The sequence below is a fragment of the Spiroplasma endosymbiont of Aleiodes alternator genome, from assembly GCF_964031135.1.
Lineage (GTDB): Bacteria > Bacillota_I > Bacilli_A > Mycoplasmatales > VBWQ01 > Spiroplasma_E.
The window spans coordinates 235,226-255,336 of record NZ_OZ035008.1 but is presented as its reverse complement, the minus strand read 5'-3'; the positions used below and the strand labels follow the sequence as shown (position 1 = coordinate 255,336).

Annotated in this window: 26 protein-coding genes and 1 pseudogene; 17 read left to right on the top strand and 10 right to left on the bottom strand. The window is 23.4% G+C overall.

Annotation, left to right across the window (positions count from 1 at the left end; genetic code table 4):
• Positions 1–62: 62 nt before the first annotated feature.
• The gene (locus ACQH20_RS01535; protein ID WP_425377265.1) at positions 63–2,204 is read right to left on the bottom strand and encodes an ATP-dependent Clp protease ATP-binding subunit; all 2,142 of its coding nucleotides are present in this window, start codon (positions 2,202–2,204) and stop codon (positions 63–65) included.
• A 327-nt stretch (positions 2,205–2,531) separates the two neighbouring features.
• On the opposite strand from ACQH20_RS01535, the gene ACQH20_RS01530 reads away from it, so the two are divergent.
• The 5 genes from ACQH20_RS01530 (at position 2,532) to ACQH20_RS01510 (ending at position 6,591) form a co-directional block, all read left to right on the top strand.
• Positions 2,532–4,100: a hypothetical protein gene (locus tag ACQH20_RS01530; RefSeq protein ID WP_425377264.1), complete on the top strand. Its 1,569-nt coding sequence runs from the start codon at positions 2,532–2,534 to the stop codon at positions 4,098–4,100.
• Between the two features lie 223 nt (positions 4,101–4,323).
• Positions 4,324–4,596 (top strand): hypothetical protein, encoded by a 273-nt coding sequence (locus ACQH20_RS01525; RefSeq protein ID WP_425377263.1) that lies wholly within the window; start codon positions 4,324–4,326, stop codon positions 4,594–4,596.
• A 66-nt stretch (positions 4,597–4,662) separates the two neighbouring features.
• Complete coding sequence (locus tag ACQH20_RS01520; protein ID WP_425377262.1) at positions 4,663–5,595, top strand: IS3 family transposase; 933 nt, start codon at positions 4,663–4,665, stop codon at positions 5,593–5,595.
• Positions 5,596–5,609: 14 nt separating this feature from the next.
• Positions 5,610–5,882 carry an IS3 family transposase gene (locus tag ACQH20_RS01515; protein ID WP_425377261.1) on the top strand — a complete coding sequence of 91 codons (273 nt, stop codon included), beginning with the start codon at positions 5,610–5,612 and terminating at the stop codon, positions 5,880–5,882.
• Positions 5,883–6,135: 253 nt separating this feature from the next.
• The gene (locus ACQH20_RS01510; protein WP_425377260.1) at positions 6,136–6,591 is read left to right on the top strand and encodes a DxFTY motif-containing membrane protein; all 456 of its coding nucleotides are present in this window, start codon (positions 6,136–6,138) and stop codon (positions 6,589–6,591) included.
• Between the two features lie 97 nt (positions 6,592–6,688).
• On the opposite strand, the gene ACQH20_RS01505 is transcribed toward ACQH20_RS01510, so the two are convergent.
• The 5 genes from ACQH20_RS01505 to ACQH20_RS01485 form a co-directional block, all read right to left on the bottom strand.
• Positions 6,689–6,895 carry a hypothetical protein gene (locus ACQH20_RS01505; protein WP_425377259.1) on the bottom strand — a complete coding sequence of 69 codons (207 nt, stop codon included), beginning with the start codon at positions 6,893–6,895 and terminating at the stop codon, positions 6,689–6,691.
• Positions 6,858–7,631: a hypothetical protein gene (locus ACQH20_RS01500; RefSeq protein WP_425377258.1), complete on the bottom strand. Its 774-nt coding sequence runs from the start codon at positions 7,629–7,631 to the stop codon at positions 6,858–6,860. The genes ACQH20_RS01505 and ACQH20_RS01500 overlap by 38 nt, the downstream gene beginning before the upstream one ends.
• Positions 7,632–7,667: 36 nt before the next feature.
• Positions 7,668–8,099, bottom strand: coding sequence for a hypothetical protein (locus ACQH20_RS01495; RefSeq protein WP_425377257.1), 432 nt, complete (start codon positions 8,097–8,099; stop codon positions 7,668–7,670).
• A 267-nt stretch (positions 8,100–8,366) separates the two neighbouring features.
• Positions 8,367–8,570 (bottom strand): hypothetical protein, encoded by a 204-nt coding sequence (locus tag ACQH20_RS01490; RefSeq protein ID WP_425377256.1) that lies wholly within the window; start codon positions 8,568–8,570, stop codon positions 8,367–8,369.
• Positions 8,536–8,886 (bottom strand): hypothetical protein, encoded by a 351-nt coding sequence (locus ACQH20_RS01485; protein WP_425377255.1) that lies wholly within the window; start codon positions 8,884–8,886, stop codon positions 8,536–8,538. Before ACQH20_RS01485 ends, ACQH20_RS01490 begins: the two co-directional genes overlap by 35 nt.
• A gap of 328 nt (positions 8,887–9,214) precedes the next feature.
• Here ACQH20_RS01485 and ACQH20_RS01480 point away from each other — a divergent pair, with 328 nt between their 5' ends.
• Positions 9,215–10,078 (top strand): DegV family protein, encoded by an 864-nt coding sequence (locus tag ACQH20_RS01480; protein ID WP_252319596.1) that lies wholly within the window; start codon positions 9,215–9,217, stop codon positions 10,076–10,078.
• 375 nt (positions 10,079–10,453) lie between these two features.
• On the opposite strand, the gene ACQH20_RS01475 is transcribed toward ACQH20_RS01480, so the two are convergent.
• On the bottom strand, positions 10,454–10,663 hold the full coding sequence (locus ACQH20_RS01475; protein ID WP_425377254.1) for a hypothetical protein: 210 nt from the start codon (positions 10,661–10,663) through the stop codon (positions 10,454–10,456).
• Positions 10,664–10,957: 294 nt separating this feature from the next.
• Here ACQH20_RS01475 and ACQH20_RS01470 point away from each other — a divergent pair.
• The 9 genes from ACQH20_RS01470 (at position 10,958) to ACQH20_RS01430 (ending at position 17,826) form a co-directional block, all read left to right on the top strand.
• Positions 10,958–12,078, top strand: a protein-coding gene (locus ACQH20_RS01470) for an IS3 family transposase (RefSeq protein ID WP_425377253.1) whose coding sequence is annotated in 2 segments (ribosomal slippage) — positions 10,958–11,201 and positions 11,201–12,078 — 1,122 coding nt in all. Because the reading frame shifts where the segments join, the coding sequence is not laid out codon by codon here.
• A gap of 119 nt (positions 12,079–12,197) precedes the next feature.
• Positions 12,198–12,545, top strand: a complete 348-nt coding sequence (locus tag ACQH20_RS01465; RefSeq protein ID WP_425377252.1) for a SemiSWEET family sugar transporter — start codon at positions 12,198–12,200, stop codon at positions 12,543–12,545.
• A gap of 5 nt (positions 12,546–12,550) precedes the next feature.
• Positions 12,551–12,919 carry a SemiSWEET family sugar transporter gene (locus tag ACQH20_RS01460; RefSeq protein ID WP_425377251.1) on the top strand — a complete coding sequence of 123 codons (369 nt, stop codon included), beginning with the start codon at positions 12,551–12,553 and terminating at the stop codon, positions 12,917–12,919.
• Positions 12,920–13,073: 154 nt separating this feature from the next.
• On the top strand, positions 13,074–13,745 hold the full coding sequence (locus ACQH20_RS01455; protein WP_425377250.1) for a hypothetical protein: 672 nt from the start codon (positions 13,074–13,076) through the stop codon (positions 13,743–13,745).
• Positions 13,746–13,848: 103 nt separating this feature from the next.
• Positions 13,849–14,415, top strand: a complete 567-nt coding sequence (locus ACQH20_RS01450) for an RsmB/NOP family class I SAM-dependent RNA methyltransferase (protein WP_425377249.1) — start codon at positions 13,849–13,851, stop codon at positions 14,413–14,415.
• Positions 14,416–14,426: 11 nt separating this feature from the next.
• Positions 14,427–15,176 (top strand): protein phosphatase 2C domain-containing protein, encoded by a 750-nt coding sequence (locus ACQH20_RS01445; RefSeq protein ID WP_252319575.1) that lies wholly within the window; start codon positions 14,427–14,429, stop codon positions 15,174–15,176.
• A gap of 84 nt (positions 15,177–15,260) precedes the next feature.
• Positions 15,261–16,232 carry a serine/threonine-protein kinase gene (locus ACQH20_RS01440; RefSeq protein WP_174481523.1) on the top strand — a complete coding sequence of 324 codons (972 nt, stop codon included), beginning with the start codon at positions 15,261–15,263 and terminating at the stop codon, positions 16,230–16,232.
• Positions 16,233–16,244: 12 nt separating this feature from the next.
• Positions 16,245–17,126 carry a ribosome small subunit-dependent GTPase A gene (gene rsgA / locus ACQH20_RS01435; RefSeq protein ID WP_425377248.1) on the top strand — a complete coding sequence of 294 codons (882 nt, stop codon included), beginning with the start codon at positions 16,245–16,247 and terminating at the stop codon, positions 17,124–17,126.
• 13 nt (positions 17,127–17,139) lie between these two features.
• The gene (locus tag ACQH20_RS01430; protein ID WP_425377247.1) at positions 17,140–17,826 is read left to right on the top strand and encodes a ribulose-phosphate 3-epimerase; all 687 of its coding nucleotides are present in this window, start codon (positions 17,140–17,142) and stop codon (positions 17,824–17,826) included.
• Between the two features lie 172 nt (positions 17,827–17,998).
• Here ACQH20_RS01430 and ACQH20_RS01425 read toward each other — a convergent pair whose 3' ends face one another.
• On the bottom strand, positions 17,999–18,472 hold the full coding sequence (locus ACQH20_RS01425; RefSeq protein ID WP_425377246.1) for a transposase: 474 nt from the start codon (positions 18,470–18,472) through the stop codon (positions 17,999–18,001).
• Positions 18,473–18,539: 67 nt separating this feature from the next.
• On the opposite strand from ACQH20_RS01425, the pseudogene ACQH20_RS01420 reads away from it, so the two are divergent.
• A pseudogene (locus ACQH20_RS01420) lies at positions 18,540–18,917 on the top strand (IS30 family transposase); the annotation flags it as partial.
• Here ACQH20_RS01420 and ACQH20_RS01415 read toward each other — a convergent pair.
• Positions 18,914–19,183 (bottom strand): hypothetical protein, encoded by a 270-nt coding sequence (locus tag ACQH20_RS01415; protein ID WP_425377245.1) that lies wholly within the window; start codon positions 19,181–19,183, stop codon positions 18,914–18,916. The pseudogene ACQH20_RS01420 and the gene ACQH20_RS01415 overlap by 4 nt on opposite strands.
• A 5-nt stretch (positions 19,184–19,188) precedes the next feature.
• The gene (locus ACQH20_RS01410; RefSeq protein WP_425377244.1) at positions 19,189–19,395 is read right to left on the bottom strand and encodes a hypothetical protein; all 207 of its coding nucleotides are present in this window, start codon (positions 19,393–19,395) and stop codon (positions 19,189–19,191) included.
• Positions 19,396–19,892: 497 nt separating this feature from the next.
• Here ACQH20_RS01410 and rpmF point away from each other — a divergent pair, with 497 nt between their 5' ends.
• Entirely contained in the window at positions 19,893–20,102 is a 210-nt protein-coding gene (gene rpmF / locus ACQH20_RS01405) for a 50S ribosomal protein L32 (protein ID WP_281747878.1), read from the top strand.
• Positions 20,103–20,111 lie beyond the last annotated feature (9 nt).

The following is a 20,111-nucleotide window of genomic DNA, read 5'->3' as shown; positions in this document are numbered from 1 at the left end:
TTCATTAACATTGAATGCCAATACTTATATAATTATAACTGAGAGTGTAATAATATCAAGACTTAATTGAATTTTATTTTTTTACTGAGAATAAACATATTGTCTTTATTGATAGTAATTACCATTCGTTTGTGGGGTATTAGTTCTTCTTTAATAATAGCTTGTGCGATAATAGTTTCAATATAGTGTTGAATATAGCGTTTAATCGGTCGTGCGCCATATTCTTCATCATAAGCATCTTTTAGTATTTTATTAACTACTTCTGATTCATAAGATAATTGTAAATTTTTTTCTTGTCTTAATCGCAATAATAAAGTATCTAATTCTTTAATAATAATTTCTGTTATTACTTTTTTACTTAATGGATTGAAGATAACAATTTCATCAATTCGATTAATAAATTCTGGTCGAAATGATTTTTTTAAGATATTTAATGCTTGCTCTTTGCTGTTATCTTTACCACTTAATAGTTCTTGTGAACCAAGATTTGAAGTCATAATAATTATTGTGTTTTTAAAGTCAATTAAGAGACCATGACTGTCTGTAATTCTACCTTCATCAAGAATTTGTAATAAAATATTTAATACTTCAGGATGGGCTTTTTCGATTTCATCAAAAAGAATGATACTATAAGGATTTCTTCTTACTTTTTCGGTTAATTGTCCACCGTTTTCATAACCAACATAGCCAGGAGGTGAACCTAGTAATTTGCTAACTGCGTGTTTTTCCATAAATTCTGACATATCAATACGAACCATATTTTTTTCACTATCAAATAAAATATCAGCTAAGGTTCTAGCAACTTCAGTTTTTCCAACACCGGTTGGACCCAAAAAAATAAATGAACCAATTGGGCGATTGGGATCTTTAATGCCAGCACGAGCTCTAATTAAAGCATCACTTACCAACTGTAGGGCATTACTTTGACCTTTAATTTTCGTATTTAAAGTTAAGGGTAATTTTAATAATTTTTCTTTTTCGGTTGCTAATAAACGAGTAACAGGAATGCCAGTTCATTTTGCAACAACTTTTGCAATATCTTCACTAGTAACATCTTCGCGTAGTAAAGGATTATCTTTTTTTATATTTTCACTATCTTTAAGTTCTTTTTCTAAGTTGGGAATAATACCATATTGTAGTTCACCAGCTTTTGTAAAATTACCTGATAATTGATACAATTCTAATTCTGATTTAGCATTTTCTAATTTATTTTTTAAACTAGTAATATGGTCTAATGCTGACTTTTCTTTGATTCATTTATCTTCTAATTGTTGTAAAGTATTTTTTTTAGTTTTTAATTGTTTATCGACTTCAATTAGTCTTGTTTGCGAGGTTTCATCTTTTTCTTTGCTTAAGGCTGCTTGTTCAATTTTTAATTGTAAGACTTTTCTTCTTATATCATCTAAATCACTAGGAATCGAAGCAATTTCAGTTTTAATACTAGCACAAGCTTCATCAATTAAGTCAATTGCTTTATCAGGTAAGTAACGATCATTAATATATTTATTAGATAGATAAACAGCTTCTCGTAATGCACTATCATGAATTTTTACACCATGATAAGCTTCAAAACGTTCTTTTAAACCACGTAAGATAGCAGTTGTATCTTCTGTTGTTGGTTCTTTAATAATCATCTTACGAAATCTTCGTTCAAGGGCTGCATCTTTTTCAATGTATTGACGATATTCGTCAAGTGTTGTGGCACCAATACAACGTAGTTCACCACGTGCTAACATTGGTTTTAGTAAATTAGAAGCATCCATTGAACCTTGTGTTCTACCAGCACCAACAATTAAATGTAGTTCATCAATAAATAAAATAATTTTTCCATTAGAATTTTTAATTTGGTTAATAACCGCTTTTAATCGTTCTTCAAACTCACCTTGGAATTTAGCGCCAGCAATTAGTGCTCCCATATCTAGTTCATAAATAATTTTATCTTTTAAGTTACTAGGAACATCACCACGAACAATACGTTGGGCTAAACCTTCAATAATAGCAGTCTTACCAATACCAGGTAAACCGATTAAGACGGGGTTGTTTTTAGTTTTTCGTGAGAGTATTTCTTCTACTTTACGAATATCTTCATCACGTCCAATAATAGGATCCATTTTTCCTGTTTTAGCTTGTACAATTAGATTACGAGCAAATTTATCAAGAATTTTAGGATCATTACTATAGTTAGGGATTTCATTTAATTGCATAATGTCACTCCTTTTTTTAGCACTATAATTACTTGATTGCTAATCATATTAATATACTAACAAATAAAATTAGCAGTTTCAAGTAGTAACTGCTAATTTTATATTTAATTGACTTAGGGATAAGTATTTTCAATTAAAGAAACTTAATATAATATTAATATTTGTGATAGATCTTGTAGGTATTTTAGATCTTAAATATATATTTTTCGTGTAAATAATATATATCATATTTTTAAAAGAATTGATATACTAATTACATAATTGCTAGATAAAAATAAATAATAGTAATTTAATAACTTTTAAATATTAAATTTATAAGGAAATATTATGAAACAATTTAAACAAAAATTAATTTTATTACTTAGTGCTAGCAGTTTATTAGTAACCTCAGTATTAAGTATTAGTTTTAATAATAAAAATCATCAAACTAGTAATAGTAAAGTTAGCGGCTTTCATATTACTGTTAAGTCATCAAATCGTAACTTAGTTAATAGTATTAAATCTTGAAATAATGATTCACAATATTTATATAATAATGTTAAAAGTACACCATTAAATGGTAATTTTGATAGTTATGATCAAATTATTAATAATGATTGAACACATAGTAATATTGAAACCAATGATATTATTAATGATCAAGGTTATAGTCAATTAAAAAGTATTATTAATGATAATAGTAGTTATTTTAAAAATGCACAAGGTTTTCTTACTGCAGGTGCTTTTGGTCATACTTTTAATGAAAAAAGTAATAATTTAATTTTACAATATCATCAAACAATTAAAGAAAGTATTGATGCAGGACTTTTTGCAACAATATATGAAGCAAGTAACATTAATACTTTAATGGAAGTTCCATATAATTTACAACCAAGTACTAATTTTCAAAAATCTAATTTTGAAACGCGTGCTAAAATATTTCCAATTGGACCATTTGCAAATACTAAGGATAGTTTTAGTAATGAAATATTTGTTTTTTATGTGCATCCTCTTTTTAAAAAATCAGGATTAGAAATTTCTATTAATAATGAAAACAGAGAAATGAAAAAAAATGTTAAAACTAATAGTAATAAAACTTTTGACTATGCTATTTTAAACCAAGATTATAGTAAAAATAAGCCCACTATATATAATGTTAAATGAAACGATAGTGATGGTAGTACTGTTTTAAGACAAGAAACACTTACTATTAATAGTTCTATGCCAAACATTCAAGTTATTAATGAAAAAGAAGATAAATCTTCATTAATTCATCAATATTTTATTAATGATGAAAAAAATAGTAATTTACAAATGATTGCTTTTAGTCAAATTAAATCAGAAGCTGTTATTACTGCTAATGTTAGTGAAGATAAATGAATATATCAGCGTGTTGATGATAATCTTGTTCCACAAGAAGAAAAGGTAACACCTATTTCAAATCAACCATTAAAAACATATCAATCTGAAGATCATACTATTTATTTATTACAAAGAATAGTAAATGATAAAGTTGATAGTTCTTCAAGACAATATTTAAATATTTATAATATTAATCCTTTATCAACTAAGTTTTCTGGTTTTACTAATTTTGCTAATAGTCAATCTGGTATTGATTTTAATCAGTATTTACAAGAAACCACTAATATAGATTGTGCAATTGATGTACTAAATCCAGGTCAATTACGTTATTGATTATTGTTTTATGAGCACGATTTAATTACTCATTTATATGCTAATGTTAAACATGATGAAAAAAATAAAAATAACCCTTTTGCCTTACCAAAAATAAAACTAAAAACGACAACTTTAATTAATAATTGAAATATTATAATTATTGGTAGTACTTTTTTATTAGTTATTATTGCTATTCCAGTAGTTATAGCAATATTAAGAAGAAAGAAAATTAAAAAGTAAGCAGTTTGGGGTAAGTCTAGTCATTATAGATATAGTTTACTAAATTTTAAACATATAGATAGTATAAAAATTTATGTAATATTGATAAAAATAATTAAATTTTCTATACTAAATATAGAAAATATTATATTATTTTTTTAAAAATTAATATAAGTTTTAAACTCATTACTTATTCAAAAGTAAATGAGTTTTTTTATTTTTTTTAAAAAAGGAGAAGTTAATAATGACTTGATTAGAAGTAGAAAAGGCAATTGCAGATTTAGATGAAAGACAAAAAGATGAAACTAATTTTATATTAGTTGATAGTAATTATCATCCAGAAATGACTAAGAAAAAATACAAATACTGAAAAAAATTTAAAACAAAGCATTCAACAACAGCAAAAACATTAAAAATTATTTGTGCCTCTACTAAAGGACTTATTAAGGGGCCTTATGAAGGGATTCGTGAAGGTGCTGTTAGAGGTACTATTATTGGTGGTGGTGTGAACATCTAGAATAAAGTAGACACAGAATTGTAACCTTTGTGTTAAAAATATTTTAAGGAAGGTGTTCATTTTTTTATGGCTAAATGACTATTAAAAGAAGAAAAGTTAAAAATAATAAAAATAAGTAAAATTAAAACAATTGATAAAACCGCATTAGAGTATGGTATTGGTCCATCATCAATAAAAGAATGAATTAAAGCATATAAATTATTAGGTGAAAAAGGTTTAGAATATGGCAATGGAATTCGTGCTAAAAAAATCAAAAGAACAGGTCGACCCAAATCTTTAAATTTTAATGAAATGACAAAACAAGAATTAATTGAATATATTGAGGCAATGAACGATATAAAAAAGTATTTAGAAAAATCGACAAAAAAGAAGAAATATTTTGTGATTTTCTCATTGAAGAAAAAATATCAGATTAGTTATTTATGTTGATTATTAAATGTTTCAAAATCAGGATATTATAAGTGAATTAAGAATGGAATGAATGAATTTAATAAATGAGATACATTTTTAGCTAATATAATTAAAAATATTTTTTATGAATTTCAAGAAATTTATGGTTATAAAATGATAACTTTATGAATTAACAAAATTTATAATTTAAAATTAAAATTTCATATTGTATATAGATATATGAAAAATATGAGTTTAAAAGCTAAGGTTCGCATAAAAAAATTTGATTATAGAACTAAATCAGGAAGTTTAAGATATGATAATTTATTAAAACGTGATTTTTCAACTACTAATTTAAATGAAAAATTAGGTACTGATATAACTTATTTATTAACTAATGGTAAAACATATTATTTATCAATTGTTAAAGATTTTCATAATAATGAAATATTAGATTATAAAATAAGTGCAAGTTTAGACATGACATTTGTTGTCCAAACATTATCCAAGCTTGAGTTAATGCTCAAAAACCTACTTCATGAATTTTACAATCAGATCAAGGATTTCACTATACAAATCCTTCTTATAAAATTTTATGTGATGAATTAAAAATAAAAATTTCAATGTTTAGAAGAGGTAATTCCTGTGATAATGGTGCTACTGAAACTTGATTTGGAACAATGAAAACAGAATTTCTATATCAAATTCCAAGAAAAAATAGAACTATTGAATGAATACAAGACAACTTACCTAAATATATTTACTTTTATAATAATTATCGACCTCAAATAAAATTAAAAGGAATGAGTCCAATCGAATATCGATTAGCTCATTCCAAACCAACAAATAATTACTTCATACCTATAAATTTAACACTTACAAACGCTATTTTATAAAATTTAATAAAAGGTTACTTTTATTGTCCACTTTTCTTGACAAGTTCATTTACAAAATAAAACAAAAACTAAATCAAAAAAATCAATTAATTTATAGGATAGGTAATTTTTAATTTCATTAAATTGTGGAAAACTATTTTTATTTTAAATTTTTGTATTAAAATAAGTGTTATTTAATAAATATAAATCTTATTTAATTATTGATAAAAGCATGTTAAAATTGTAAAGAATTATATTATAGAAGAGGATAAGTATGAAAAATAAAAACCAAGAAGTTAATTTTGAAAATAATAGTGAAAATACATTTCCAAGAACTAAGTTTTTGATAAGTGTTGGCTATTTAATAATACAAGTATTAATTCCAGGAATTATTCTTTTTTTTACTACTAGTACTGATTTTACTTTTACTTTTAAATTACCTTTTTGAATAATGGTACTTTCTAGTTTATGTTTAATCATATTTACTTTTATTATAAACTTTATTACATATAAGTTAAAATTACATCAATTAGATCAATTTACATATAGTATTCCATTTGCTTTTGTTTTATCATTATTTTATTTGTCAGGATACTTTTTAACACCTCAACAAATTTTAATACGTTTTATTATTTCAATCGCTGGTGCTGTTATTGGTATTTTTTTAACGAGTATTATTTTATTATTAGTATTAAGAAAAAAACAAAAAAAATCATATATTAAGTTATAATAAGTGATATAAATCTAAAAAAATAAAATGAAAAAAAGGCGCGTAATATTTGTTACGCACCTTTTTAAATATATGTTTTTTATTTACTGTATAAAAATTATTCAATATCTAATTCTCATACATTTGTAATTGTTCCAGCAAATAGTTTTTTATCAACTATTAATGATAAATATACTGAAGCATTTAATTCATATTTGTTTTTTACTTGACTAAAGCTTGAATCAAGTTCATAAACATTATTATTATCAGTGGTAGCATATATTTTTTTATTTAAATCTTCTATTGATAAAAAAAATTTTACCATCTTTCAAATTAATTTTTTTTGTTATTTCATTTTTGATTAAATCATACTGATAAATTTTGTCTTCTGTTGCTAATATTAATTCAGTATCAGATAGTGCTTTAATATCAAAAATAATATTACTTTTATTTTTAAAATCATATTTTAATTTATGGGTTTTAGTTTCTAAATCAATTTCTCATAATTTTCCTTCACTAGTGCCAGCGTATATTTTATTTTCTGTAATTTTAACTAGGGCATTTACATCACCTCAATCGTCAAAACAATATTTTTTAGTATTACCAGTATTAATATCTAATTCATAAACATTACCAATACCAGTACCAACATATAACTTATCTTTTGAACCTTCAATTAAAGTTTTAGAATCATACTTATCACCAAATCCAGTGAATTTCTTTTCTGCAGTTTCAGTTTCTAAATCAATTTCTCAAACTGTATTTGTTATTGTACCAGCATATACTTTACCATTTGATGCTTTAATTAAACTATTTATACGTTCTTCATTTAATTGATATTTATTGATTTTTGTATTATTAGTAAAATCAATCTCTCAAATATTTCCGTTCTCTTTTGCAGCAAATATTATACTATCTGAGATTTGAAGAAATTTATTTATTTTTCCATCATTTAATTCATATTTATTAGAAATTTGACCTTCACCTATGATAATTGTTAGATTAGTAGTTAAATTTTTAAATGAATCATAATTATAATTAATTTTGGGACTTTCCAGCAATCTGTGTAACTTAGTGATTTTACAACTAAAATTTATTTAAAAAACACAGTTTTTAGGAAAGTCCCGATTTTCAACAAATTGATTTTTAATTTTTCCATAATTATAATTAATTTTTGCATTAATAAGTCCTATTTTTTTAAAATCATTATTATTAATTTCTTCATTTTTTTCATTTATAATTTTATTTAATGAAAATAAATCATTATTAAAATTTTTTTGATTAATTTCATCTAATGAATTTTTAATAAATTCTGAACTAATGTTTGTTTTTAATTCATCTATAGTACTATTAATTATAATATTATCAAGTGAATAATTAGTTTGATTAATTGCATTTACTATTTTTTGATTATTATTTTTTTGTTTTTCTTTTATTGCACATGATGCAATACTTAAAGACATTAGTAATACAACAGTTAATACACCAACTGTTGCTAGCATTTTTTTGTAACTTAATTTTCTTTTCATCTTTCATCACTCCAAAGTGTTATTATATTTCTTTTATATTTGAATTTCAACACTTAAAAAGGAATGAATTAAATTGAATATCAATTATATTTTCATTCCTAAATAATGTTTTAATGTTTTAATTTACTATTGATCAGTTTACATTAGTTTTAATTTATATTGATTTGTTGAAGATTTTTTTTGTGAATTTAGAAATTTGCGGGACTTTCCAGCAATCTGTGTAACTTAGTGATTTTACAACTAAAATTTATTTAAAAAACACAGTTTTTAGGAAAGTCCCAAGTTAATTTTATAACCATAAATTTCTTGAAATTCATAAAAAATATTTTTAATTATATTAGCTAAAAATGTATCTCATTTATTAAATTCATTCATTCCATTCTTAATTCACTTATAATATCCTGATTTTGAAACATTTAATAATCAACATAAATAACTAATCTGATATTTTTTCTTCAATGAGAAAATCACAAAATATTTCTTCTTTTTTTGTCGATTTTTCTAAATACTTTTTTATATCGTTCATTGCCTCAATATATTCAATTAATTCTTGTTTTGTCATTTCATTAAAATTTAAAGATTTGGGTCGACCTGTTCTTTTGGTTTTTTTAGCACGAATTCCATTGCCATATTCTAAACCTTTTTCACCTAATAATTTATATGCTTTAATTCATTCTTTTATTGATGATCGACCAATACCATACTCTAATGCGGTTTTATCAATTGTTTTAATTTTACTTATTTTTATTATTTTTAAATTTTCTTCTTTTGATAGTCATTTAGCCATAAAAAAATGAACACCTTCCTTAAAGTATTTTTAACACAAAGGTTACAATTCTGTGTCTACTTTATTCTAGATGTTCAGAATTCAAACATTTGCAAATAAAGCTAATGATTTTTACTATACAGAAATTATTGCTGATCGTATTATTTATTTAACTTAAAAGTAATTAAAAAATGGTCTTAATTACTCAATAATTAAGACCATTTTTATTTTTACTACTAATAAGTTTATAGTCACTTTATATTTTTTCAAATTAAAACGATATATAGTAAAATAAATTTGTTATAATTTTACTATAATTTATTAGTATAAAAAGTTAGGAGCAAACAAAATGAAAATTGGAATTGTAAGTGATTCAGCTACTGGTTTTACCGTTGAAGATATGAAAAAATATCCTGAAATAATAATTATTCCTTTAAATATTATTGAAGGAGAAAATGCTTATGATGATAATAACATTGATATTGATAGTGAAACAATTCGTAAAAAGATGATTGATGAACACTGTATTTTAAAAACTAGTCAAACTAGTCGTGGTAAACTTGAACAATATTGAGATAATGCTTTAAGTAAATATGATCAAATTTTATTTTTACCAATTGCTAATAATGCTTCAGGACAATATGCAAGTTCACAAGTTTTACAAAAAGAAGAAAAATATAAAAATAAAGTTCATATTTTAGAAACAGGTGCTGCTTCAATACCTTTAAAATTTATGGTTTTAATTGCTTTTACTCTTGTTAAAAATGGAAAAAAAATTCCTGAAATTTTAGGAATTTTAAATAAATTTCGTAAAACTTATGAATCTTATATTGCTCCTAATGATTTAAAATTTTTGGCTCGTGGTGGTAGATTACCAATGAGTAAAGCAAGAATTGGTAATTTTTTACGTTTTAAACCAATTTTAAGATGTAAAGAAACAATTGATAATATTGGTAGAGTTAGAACCTTAAGTAAAGCTATGGAAGAAATGTTAGATATTATTACTAAAATTAAAGACGTTACTAAAGAAACAATATATATTATTGATGGTTGATGTAGAAAAGATATTATTGATGAAGCAATTAAAAAAGTAAAAAATAGAGGATTTACCAAATATAAAGTTGAACCATTATGTAATATTTTAAAAACACATACTGGTAATAATACTATTGGTTTTTCAGTAGTACCTAATCAATGAGTAAAAGAAGTCTAATAAAAAAGTAGTTTTATAAAAGATTGATTAAGTATTCTGTTTTTTAGAAAATATATAAAAAACTTTAAATCTAAAAAAAATGTTAGTAAAGGTTAATTTAGTTTACTAACATTCAGATTTTTTCAACTTATAAATAATAAAATATTAAATATTATGATTTAAATTCTTATTAATAATTAAAGTTTTAAACTAAAGAAATAATTGAAAAAATTTAATAAAATAAATATTTATAAATCAAAGTAATGGTTTTTTAATTTATTGAGTTTTAACTATAAAATTAAAAAATATTTTTATTAAGTATCCTTAACCATTTCATAGTATAACTATTTTATTTTTTTAATTTTAATAGCCATTTTCATTTAGTGGTATTTTAAATTAAAAACCTTCATAACAAACAACATTTCCAAAATTATTTTTATATTTTTGATAAGAACGACAAATATTATTATAGGCTTGATAATAGCGTTTTTTATTAGTTTTATCAATGTGGTAAACTTTTAATATTGCTTCTTCCATAGTGTCATAAACACCTAAACAATTATCTTCTTTATCATATCTCGCATAAATAAAATTATTTTTTTTCATTTTTAACTCCAATACTTTTTTATATATTCCCATAATTTAAGATTTACTTAGAACATAGATTATATTTATAATATTTAGGATTTTAAAAAAATATGAAATGGTGTAAGAACATTAAATTAGTTTGTAAATTTATAAAAAATAAAATGATAAGTTAAATTTATGACAATATTAAAAATATTGTTAATAACATAAATTGATAACAAATTATTTTTTTATAGTGGATGGGTTACACTTTATTGGACACTAATTACGTAGACAAGTGAACAAATTAGTTAAAAGAAAGGAACTATAATTATGGCCAATATTAACTCATATTCAGATGAATTTAAAAAACAAATAGTAGCTTTATATCAAAGTGGTAAGTCAGTGTCTTGTCTTGCTAAAGAGTACAATGTTACAAGAGCAGCTACTTATAATTGAATTAAGCAATTTACTAATTCAGGTAGTTTTAAAACTAAAGATAATCGTTCTGTTGAAGAAAATGAATTAATTAAATTAAGAAAAGAATTAAAACAGTTAAGAATGGAAAATGATATTTTAAAGCAAGCAGCACTAATAATAGGCAGAAAATAGAGATTATGGTTGAAAATAAATCTAAATATAAAATTCGCACAATGTGTCGTTTTTTAAAAATTTCTAAATCAACATATTATTTTAATTTAAAGAAAAAAGAAAATAAAATGCAAAATAATATTTATGAACAAGCTGTTATTAGTGCTTTTAAAGAAAATAAAGAAGTTTATGGTACTAGAAGATTAAAAGTCAGTATGGAAAATAAAGGTTTTCCTTTATCAAGAAGAAAAATTAAAAAAATTATGAATGAACATAATTTAATATCAAAATACACGAAATTATCATTCAAAAATAATCATAATAAAGTTAATGATAATCAAATTACCAATCTTGTTAATAGAAACTTTAATAATAGGCTTAAAAATGAAGTTATTGTTAGTGATTTAACTTATGTTCAAGTTAATGGCAAATGAAACTATATTTGCTTATTAATTGACCTATTTAACCGCGAAATTATTGGAGATAGTGTAGGTACTAAAAAAGATGCATCATTGGTATACCAAGCATTTATGCAATCAAATCGCTGTTTAAAAAATATACAAATATTTCATACTGATCGCGGTAACGAATTTAATAACAAAACTATCGATAAACTTTTATTAGCATTCAACATTACCCGTTCTTTAAGCAAAAAAGGTTGTCCTTATGACAATGCTGTTGCTGAAGCGACTTTTAAAACTTTTAAGACAGAATTTATTAATGAAAAAAATTTTATATCATTAATCCAATTAAAATTAGAATTATTTGATTATATCAACTGATACAACAACATAAGAATTCACAGCACTCTAAAGTACTTAACTCCAGTTAAGTATGAAGAACAAATGTCTACCAAAAAATAGTCCTAAAAAGGGTTGCCATTCCAGTAAAATAATGTTATTTTTAATAAAACAAGAAATAAGTATATTAATAGTTTTAAAAAAACTACTAAAATATTTTTAAAATTTAATGGAGGATGAAAATGCAAACTTTTATTGGAATTATAGGTTATTTAGCCGGAATATTGTCTATTATAACATTTATTCCACAAGCAATAAAAACAATAAAAACTAAGGAAACTAAACATATAATCTTATCAACTTATATTATTTATAATATTGCTAATCTTTTTTTCTTGATATTTGGAATACTTTCAGTAACATTACCAGTAATGTGACCAGAAGGTGCTGATACTCTTGAAATTGCAATTTGAGGTTCTACCTTAATAATACCGTATACAGTAACAATGACTGCAACTAATTGTATTATTTATGTTAAAGTAAAAAATATGAAAACGTTGGGCGAAAATGCTAAAACTTTGGAGAAATAAAAATAATGGCAAATACTGAATGATGAATTATTACTATAATAGGGATTATTGGAGCACTTATTGCTGTTATAGCATTTTGTCCACAGTCTTTAAAAACAATAAAAACTAAAAAAACAGATGGTATTTCTTTACTTACATTTATTCTTTATACAACAGCTAACAGTTTATGAGTATTATGGGGCATTATTCATTTATCATATCATGGTGGATCTGAATCAACAATTTTAATGAAAGATTTAGTTATAATTTGTGCTAATACACCTTGTGCAATATGATCAGGAATTATTCTTGGTATTAAAATTAATAATATGTATAAATATGGTGAAGATTGTAAAAAATGAAAAGGTAAAGCAAATATAAAGAGTAACTTTTAATAGTTTATTTTTTAAAAAAAATAATAATTTATTACTAAAAATGCATTGTAATGATGCATTTTTTAATAGTTATAGTAGTAAAATACTTATCAAAATTAAAAATATAATTTAAGTTATAATATATGTATAATTAAAAATTCTGTGGGGTTAAATAATGATAATTCAAAATGATGTTTATAAAATTCTAGTACAAGTAATCCTAAAAAAAGGTCATTGTAATGTTTTATTACCACAAATAATGCGAGATAAAAATCTAACATTATCAGAAAAAGAAGCAATTGAAAAGATAGTACTAGGAACCTTAAAAAATCAAATTTATTGAGATTATATATTAAATCAAATATGAAATGTTTTGAAATCAGTAATTACTATTCCTTTTCACATAACTATTTTATTATGAATAGTTTTATATGAAATCTATTTTTTAAAAATTACTAATAAAGAAATCTTCATTGAAAATACTTTAAAAAAAGTAAGCACCATTGATAATAAACTAACATTTATTATTTCTAAAGTATTAGATTTATGTTTTACTGAATTTAGATCAGAATTTAACTTACAAAAAGAAAGTAAACAAAATATTAAATTAATTAAATATAGTTATCCTAGTTGATTATACTCTTTAATAAAATCACAATTTAGTATTAATATTGTAAATCAATTGATAAAAGATAACTTAAGAATGCCATTAATTAGTTTTAGAGTTAATACATTAAAAACTACTGTTAATAAAGTGTTAAACAATGAAAATTATAAATCTTTTAACTTTTGTTTAAGCGAGATAGTATCTGTATTATGGGACTTTCCAGCAATCTGTGTAACTTAGTGATTTTACAACTAAAATTTATTTAAAAAACACAGTTTTTAGGAAAGTCCCGGTATTAAAATTATATGAAAATGGTGAAATTATTAAACAAGATCAAGAAAGTATGTTAGTTAGTGATATTTTAGATCCACAACCATATGATGAAGTATTAGATATGTGTGCAGGAATTGCTAGTAAAACAGCCCATATGGCAGCTTTAATGTCTAATCACGGTAAGATAGTTGCATGTGATATAAATGAAGAACGATTAAAAATTGGTGCTACTTATTTAAAAAAATTAGGGGTAACAAATACTGAACTTAAATATGGTGATTCTACAATATTAGATTTTAATAATAAATTTGACAAAATTTTAATTGATGCTCCTAGTACTGCTTGAGGTTTAATTAAAAGAAAACCAGAAGTTAAACTTATCAATTGAAGTAAAGAAGAAATTAATCAGTTAATTACTGTTCAAGCAAAATTATTAAATAAGGCTTATCAACTTTTAAAACCTGAAGCGATAGTTGTGTATGTTACTTGTACTTTCAATATTAAAGAAAATCAAAATCAAATTGAGAATTTTGTTAAAAATCACCCAGATATGACAATCATTGCAGAAAAACAATTTTTTGGTTTTAATAACAATACTGATGGATTTTATATTTGTAAATTAAAAAAAGGAATATAGGGGGACAGTTTATGAAAATAAATGCTAGTTATAAAACAGATGTTGGTAATTATCGTACAAATAATCAAGATGCCGTTTTATATTTAACGAATAACACCGGACAAGTTATTGGTGTTGTTTGTGATGGATTGGGTGGTCATAAATGTGGTGAAGTGGCCAGTAATATGGCTGTTAGTATGTTAAAAAAATTTTTTGAAACAACAGATTTTACTAAATTAAAACATGATAAACAAATTCATGCATGATTACAAGAAAAGATAGAAATTATTCAAATTGAAATGAATAATTTTAGTTTAAGTAATGAACAAGCGCTTGATATGGGAACAACTATGGTAATAATTTTAATTACTAATAACAAAGCTTATTTAGTAAATATTGGTGATTCACGTATTTATCAATATAGTGAACAAGGATTAAAACAGTTAACAGTTGATCATAATATTTTAAATTTATATTTACAAAAAAATACAACTAAAGAATCAAGTGTTGATTTAAATCACACTTATTGAAAGGCATTGACTAGTGCTCTTGGTCCACGTAAGCCATTAAAAACTGATATTTTTCATTTACCATTAATAATTCCATCATATTTTCTTTTAACTAGTGATGGTGTTCATGATTTTTTAGAAGAATATGAAATAGTTAATATTTTAGAAAAAAATGGAAATATTAATAATAAAGTTAAATTATTAATTAAGCAAGCATTACTTAATGTTTCAACTGATAATGTTACTGCATTATTAATGGAAATAAAATTTTAGTCTTTTGATATTTTTGTGTAAAATATAAATTATAAATAAGTTAGTAATTTTTAAAAAATAAATTTAAAAGTAATGGTGAAACTAATGGAAATAAATAAATTATTGAATAATCGTTATCATATTTTAAAAATTATTGGTTCGGGTGGTATGGCTAAAGTTTATGAAGCACAAGATAAATATTTAAATCGGCAAGTTGCTTTAAAAGTAATTAATCCAATTTCACCACTAGATGACTTAATAAAAGAACGATTTTTGCAAGAAATTAGAGCAGTATCTAGAGTTAGACATCCCAATGTTATTTTGGTATATGATGTTTTTATTGATAAGAAAGATTGATGCTTAGTTTTTGAATTATTAGAAGGTAAAACATTAAAAGAATATTTAAGTAATTATTCAGTTTTATCAGTTAATGAAGTTATAGTTATTATGAAAGAAATTTTAAAAGGGGTTAATGCGTGTCATTCAGTCAATATTATTCATCGTGATTTAAAACCCGAAAATATTATTTTAACTAGTAGTGGAGCAATTAAAGTTTTAGACTTTGGTATTGCTGTTATTGATGATTATGAAGTTAAAAAACACGCTAATCAAGTTGTAGGAACAATGAAATATATTGCTCCAGAAGTAGTAAAATTTCAAAAACCAACAATTCAAAGTGATATTTATGCTTTGGGTATTATATTATATGAATTATTAGTTGGTAAACCACCTTTTTTTCATAAAAATCCACAAATATTAGCCGCTAAACATATTAAAGAACCAATGCCATTAATTCATGAAATTAATAAGAATATTCCACAAAGTTTAGAAAATATTATTTTGAAGGCAACTGCTAAGAATATTAATGATCGCTATCGGACAATTAGTGAATTGAGTAATGATTTAGATTGTTGTTTAAAAACGGAAAATAAAAATAATATGTTATTTAAGAAAAATTACTTAAATTCACAAAAATTAAAAAAACCATTTTATTTAAAAAAAGAATTTTTATTATCTTTAATTTTAATTATATTATTACTTATTGGTGTTATTATAAGCATATTAATTTTATATTAATTGGAGGACACTATGAATTTTAAACAAGGAATAGTTATTGGAGTTGCAAATAACTTTGTTGAAGTAAGAATTGAAAATCAAATTTTTTCTTGTTTAATCAAAGGAAATTTAAAATTTCAAACAGCAAAAATTTTAGTTGGTGATTATGTTAAAGTTAATTTTAAAGATGATAAAAATCCTTTGGTTGAATCAATTTTACCTCGATTTAATGAACTATATCGACCAAGCATTGCTAATGTTGATCAAGTATTAATTGTTAGTTCTCTTGTTAATCCTTTTCTTAGTAGTTTTCTATTAAATAAATTATTAACTATTTTTAATTATTATCATTTAAAAATAATTTTAATATTTACAAAAATTGATTTGGTAACTAAAGATAATGAAGTTTGAACAAAAGTAAAAGCATATCAGAATTTAAATTTACCAACAATTTTTATTTCAAATGTTAAAAAAAATGGTATTGAAGATTTAAAAAAAGTTTTTACAAACAAGTTATCAATATTAACAGGTACTTCAGGAGTGGGAAAGAGTTCAACTTTAAATAGTTTGGATAATAATTTAAAATTATGAACACAGGATATTTCTACAAGTTTAAATCGTGGTAAACATACCACAACTAAAACTCGCCTTTATTTTTTACAAGATGGTATTATTGCAGATACACCTGGTTTTTCGGTTTTTCAGTTACAAGGTCTAAGTAGTATTGATATTGCTACTAATTTTCCTAGTTTTACTAATATTTGACAAAATTGTAAGTTTCGTACTTGCTTACATCAGCAAGAACCAGAATGTGCAATTAAAAAAGCAGTTGCAAATAAAATAATTTCTAGTTTTTTTTATGAAGATTATTGTAAAATTTTAATAGAATTCAATAAAATTAATAATTTAAAATAAAGGATGGTAATATATGAAAAAAGAAGTAACAATTGCCGCTAGCATTTTAACTGCTAACTTTCTATCTTTAAAAGATGATTTATTAAGTTTACAAAATGCAGGAATTAATTGAATTCATTTTGATGTTATGGATCATCATTTTGTTGAAAATTTAAGTTTTGGTGCAAAAATATTAAGTGATGTATGTAAATTTAGTTCTAATATCAATATTGATTGTCATATGATGGTAAAGATAACAACATCAAAAGTATGTGATTATTTAAAACCATTTATAATTTTACCGCAAGTTAAAAATATTACTTTGCATTATGAAGCATTAACAGAAGAACAATTAAAAGAATTTCTGCAGTGAAAAAACCCTGGTTTTAAAAAAGGAATTGCCATTAATCCTGATACACCAATTTCAAAAATTTATGATTATTTGAAAGATCTTGATACAATTTTAATTATGAGTGTGCAACCAGGTGCGGGTGGACAACGTTTTTTAGATTTAACTATTAATAAAATTAAAATGTTAGTAAAACATATCGATAATAATTTTCCAAATATTACAATTGCTGTTGATGGTGGCATTAATAATTTAACAGCAAATGATTGTATTGTTGCTGGTGCTAATTACCTAGTAGCGGGTAGTTATTTATTAAATAGTGATAATTCAATAAAAAAACAAGTTGCGATGTTAACAAATTATGAAAAATAGTGATATTAAACAATTAGTAATTGTTTGTCGTGATTATAATTTAAATTGAGAACAATTTTGAACATCTAGAATAAAGTAGACACAGAATTGTAACCTTTGTGTTAAAAATACTTTAAGGAAGGTGTGAACTTGTCAAGAAAAGTGGACAATAAAAGTAACCTTTTATTAAATTTTATAAAATAGCATTTGTAAGTGTTAAATTTATAGGTATGAAGTAATTATTTGTTGGTTTGGAATGAGCTAATCGATATTCGATTGGACTCATTCCTTTTAATTTTATTTGAGGTCGATAATTATTATAAAAGTAAATATATTTAGGTAAGTTCTCTTGTATTCATTGAATAGTTCTATTTTTTCTTGGAATTTGATATAGAAATTCTGTTTTCATTGTTCCAAATCAAGTTTCAGTAGCACCATTATCACAGGAATTACCTCTTCTAGACATTGAAATTTTTATTTTTAATTCATCACATAAAATTTTATAAGAAGGATTTGTATAGTGAAATCCTTGATCTGATTGTAAAATTCATGAAGTAGGTTTTTGAGCATTAACTCAAGCTTGGATAATGTTTTGGACAACAAATGTCATGTCTAAACTTGCACTTATTTTATAATCTAATATTTCAAAATCGGGACTTTCCAGCAATCTGTGTAACTTAGTGATTTTACAACTAAAATTTATTTAAAAAACACATTTTTTAGGAAAGTCCCAATATACAAAAACCACAATTCCTTTAGTTTCTAAAAATCATAAAGCAGAAAATATTACAAAAAGTATAATAAAATTTATTTCAAAGTTACAAAAAGGAACAGTTAAAAATATTACTTTTGATCGTGGTAAAGAATTTAGTAAATGAAAATTAATCGAAAAAATTTGCAATGTTAAGATTTATTTTGCAGATCCTGGCAAACCTTGTCAAAGAGGTTTAAATGAAAATAATAATGGTATTTTAAGAAGATATTTACCAAAATCTACAGATCTATCTTTATATAAACAAAAAGACTTAAATGCTATAGCATTTCAAATTAATTCTACACCCAAAAAATCACTATCTTATAAAAGCCCAATAGACTTAATACAATTATTTTAAAAACTGTTCCATTTGTCCCATTTATATTTACAATTCAGGATTTTTCTTCTTGATAAAGGAAAACCTTTATTTTCCATACTGACTTTTAATCTTCTAGTACCATAAACTTCTTTATTTTCTTTAAAAGCACTAATAACAGCTTGTTCATAAATATTATTTTGCATTTTATTTTCTTTTTTCTTTAAATTAAAATAATATGTTGATTTAGAAATTTTTAAAAAATGACACATTGTGCGAATTTTATATTTAGATTTATTTTCAACCATAATCTCTATTTTCTGCCTATTATTAGTGCTGCTTGCTTTAAAATATCATTTTCCATTCTTAACTGTTTTAATTCTTTTCTTAATTTAATTAATTCATTTTCTTCAACAGAACGATTATCTTTAGTTTTAAAACTACCTGAATTAGTAAATTGCTTAATTCAATTATAAGTAGCTGCTCTTGTAACATTGTACTCTTTAGCAAGACAAGACAACTTTTATTGTCCACTTTTCTTGACAAGTTCAAAAGTGTAACCCATCCAGATTTTATTTCTCCATTTTATGTTAAAGGAAAAATTATCAAAGTTGATAATACAACTGTTAGTCAAATTAAAAAATGTTAAAAAAGAAAAAGAGAATTAGCCAAATATGAAAATAAAATATTAAAAATAGAAAATATAAATAAAGATGTTATTTTGGAAATTTATGAAAGAATGTTTGAACAAGTAAAAGCTGAAATTAATTACTTACATAATGAACTAACTGAAGTTCAAAAAAAATTGATATAAAAGACTGAAATATAGATAATTCTTTTCAATATAAATATGTAACACGATTATAAATAACTTATTTTAGGATTATAAAATAATTAAAATATTTGATTTATTAGTATTTTATTTCCAAAAATTTGAAAAACTTATCAAAAAAAATAGATTTTTCTGATAAATCAATATATAATTTATGAGATACAAAAGTAAGGAGGCAACAGACTATGGCAGTACCAGCAAGAAGAACGTCAAAAATGCGTAAAAATACACGTCGTGCCCATGATAGTTTATCTGCAACAACTACAACTAACTGTTTAAATTGTGGAGCAATTACTAAACCACATCATGCCTGTATGAAATGCAAGACATACAAAGGTGTAAGTATTACTAATCCATTACAAGCAGAAAAAACATCATCAACAGAAAAAAAATAAAATATGAAT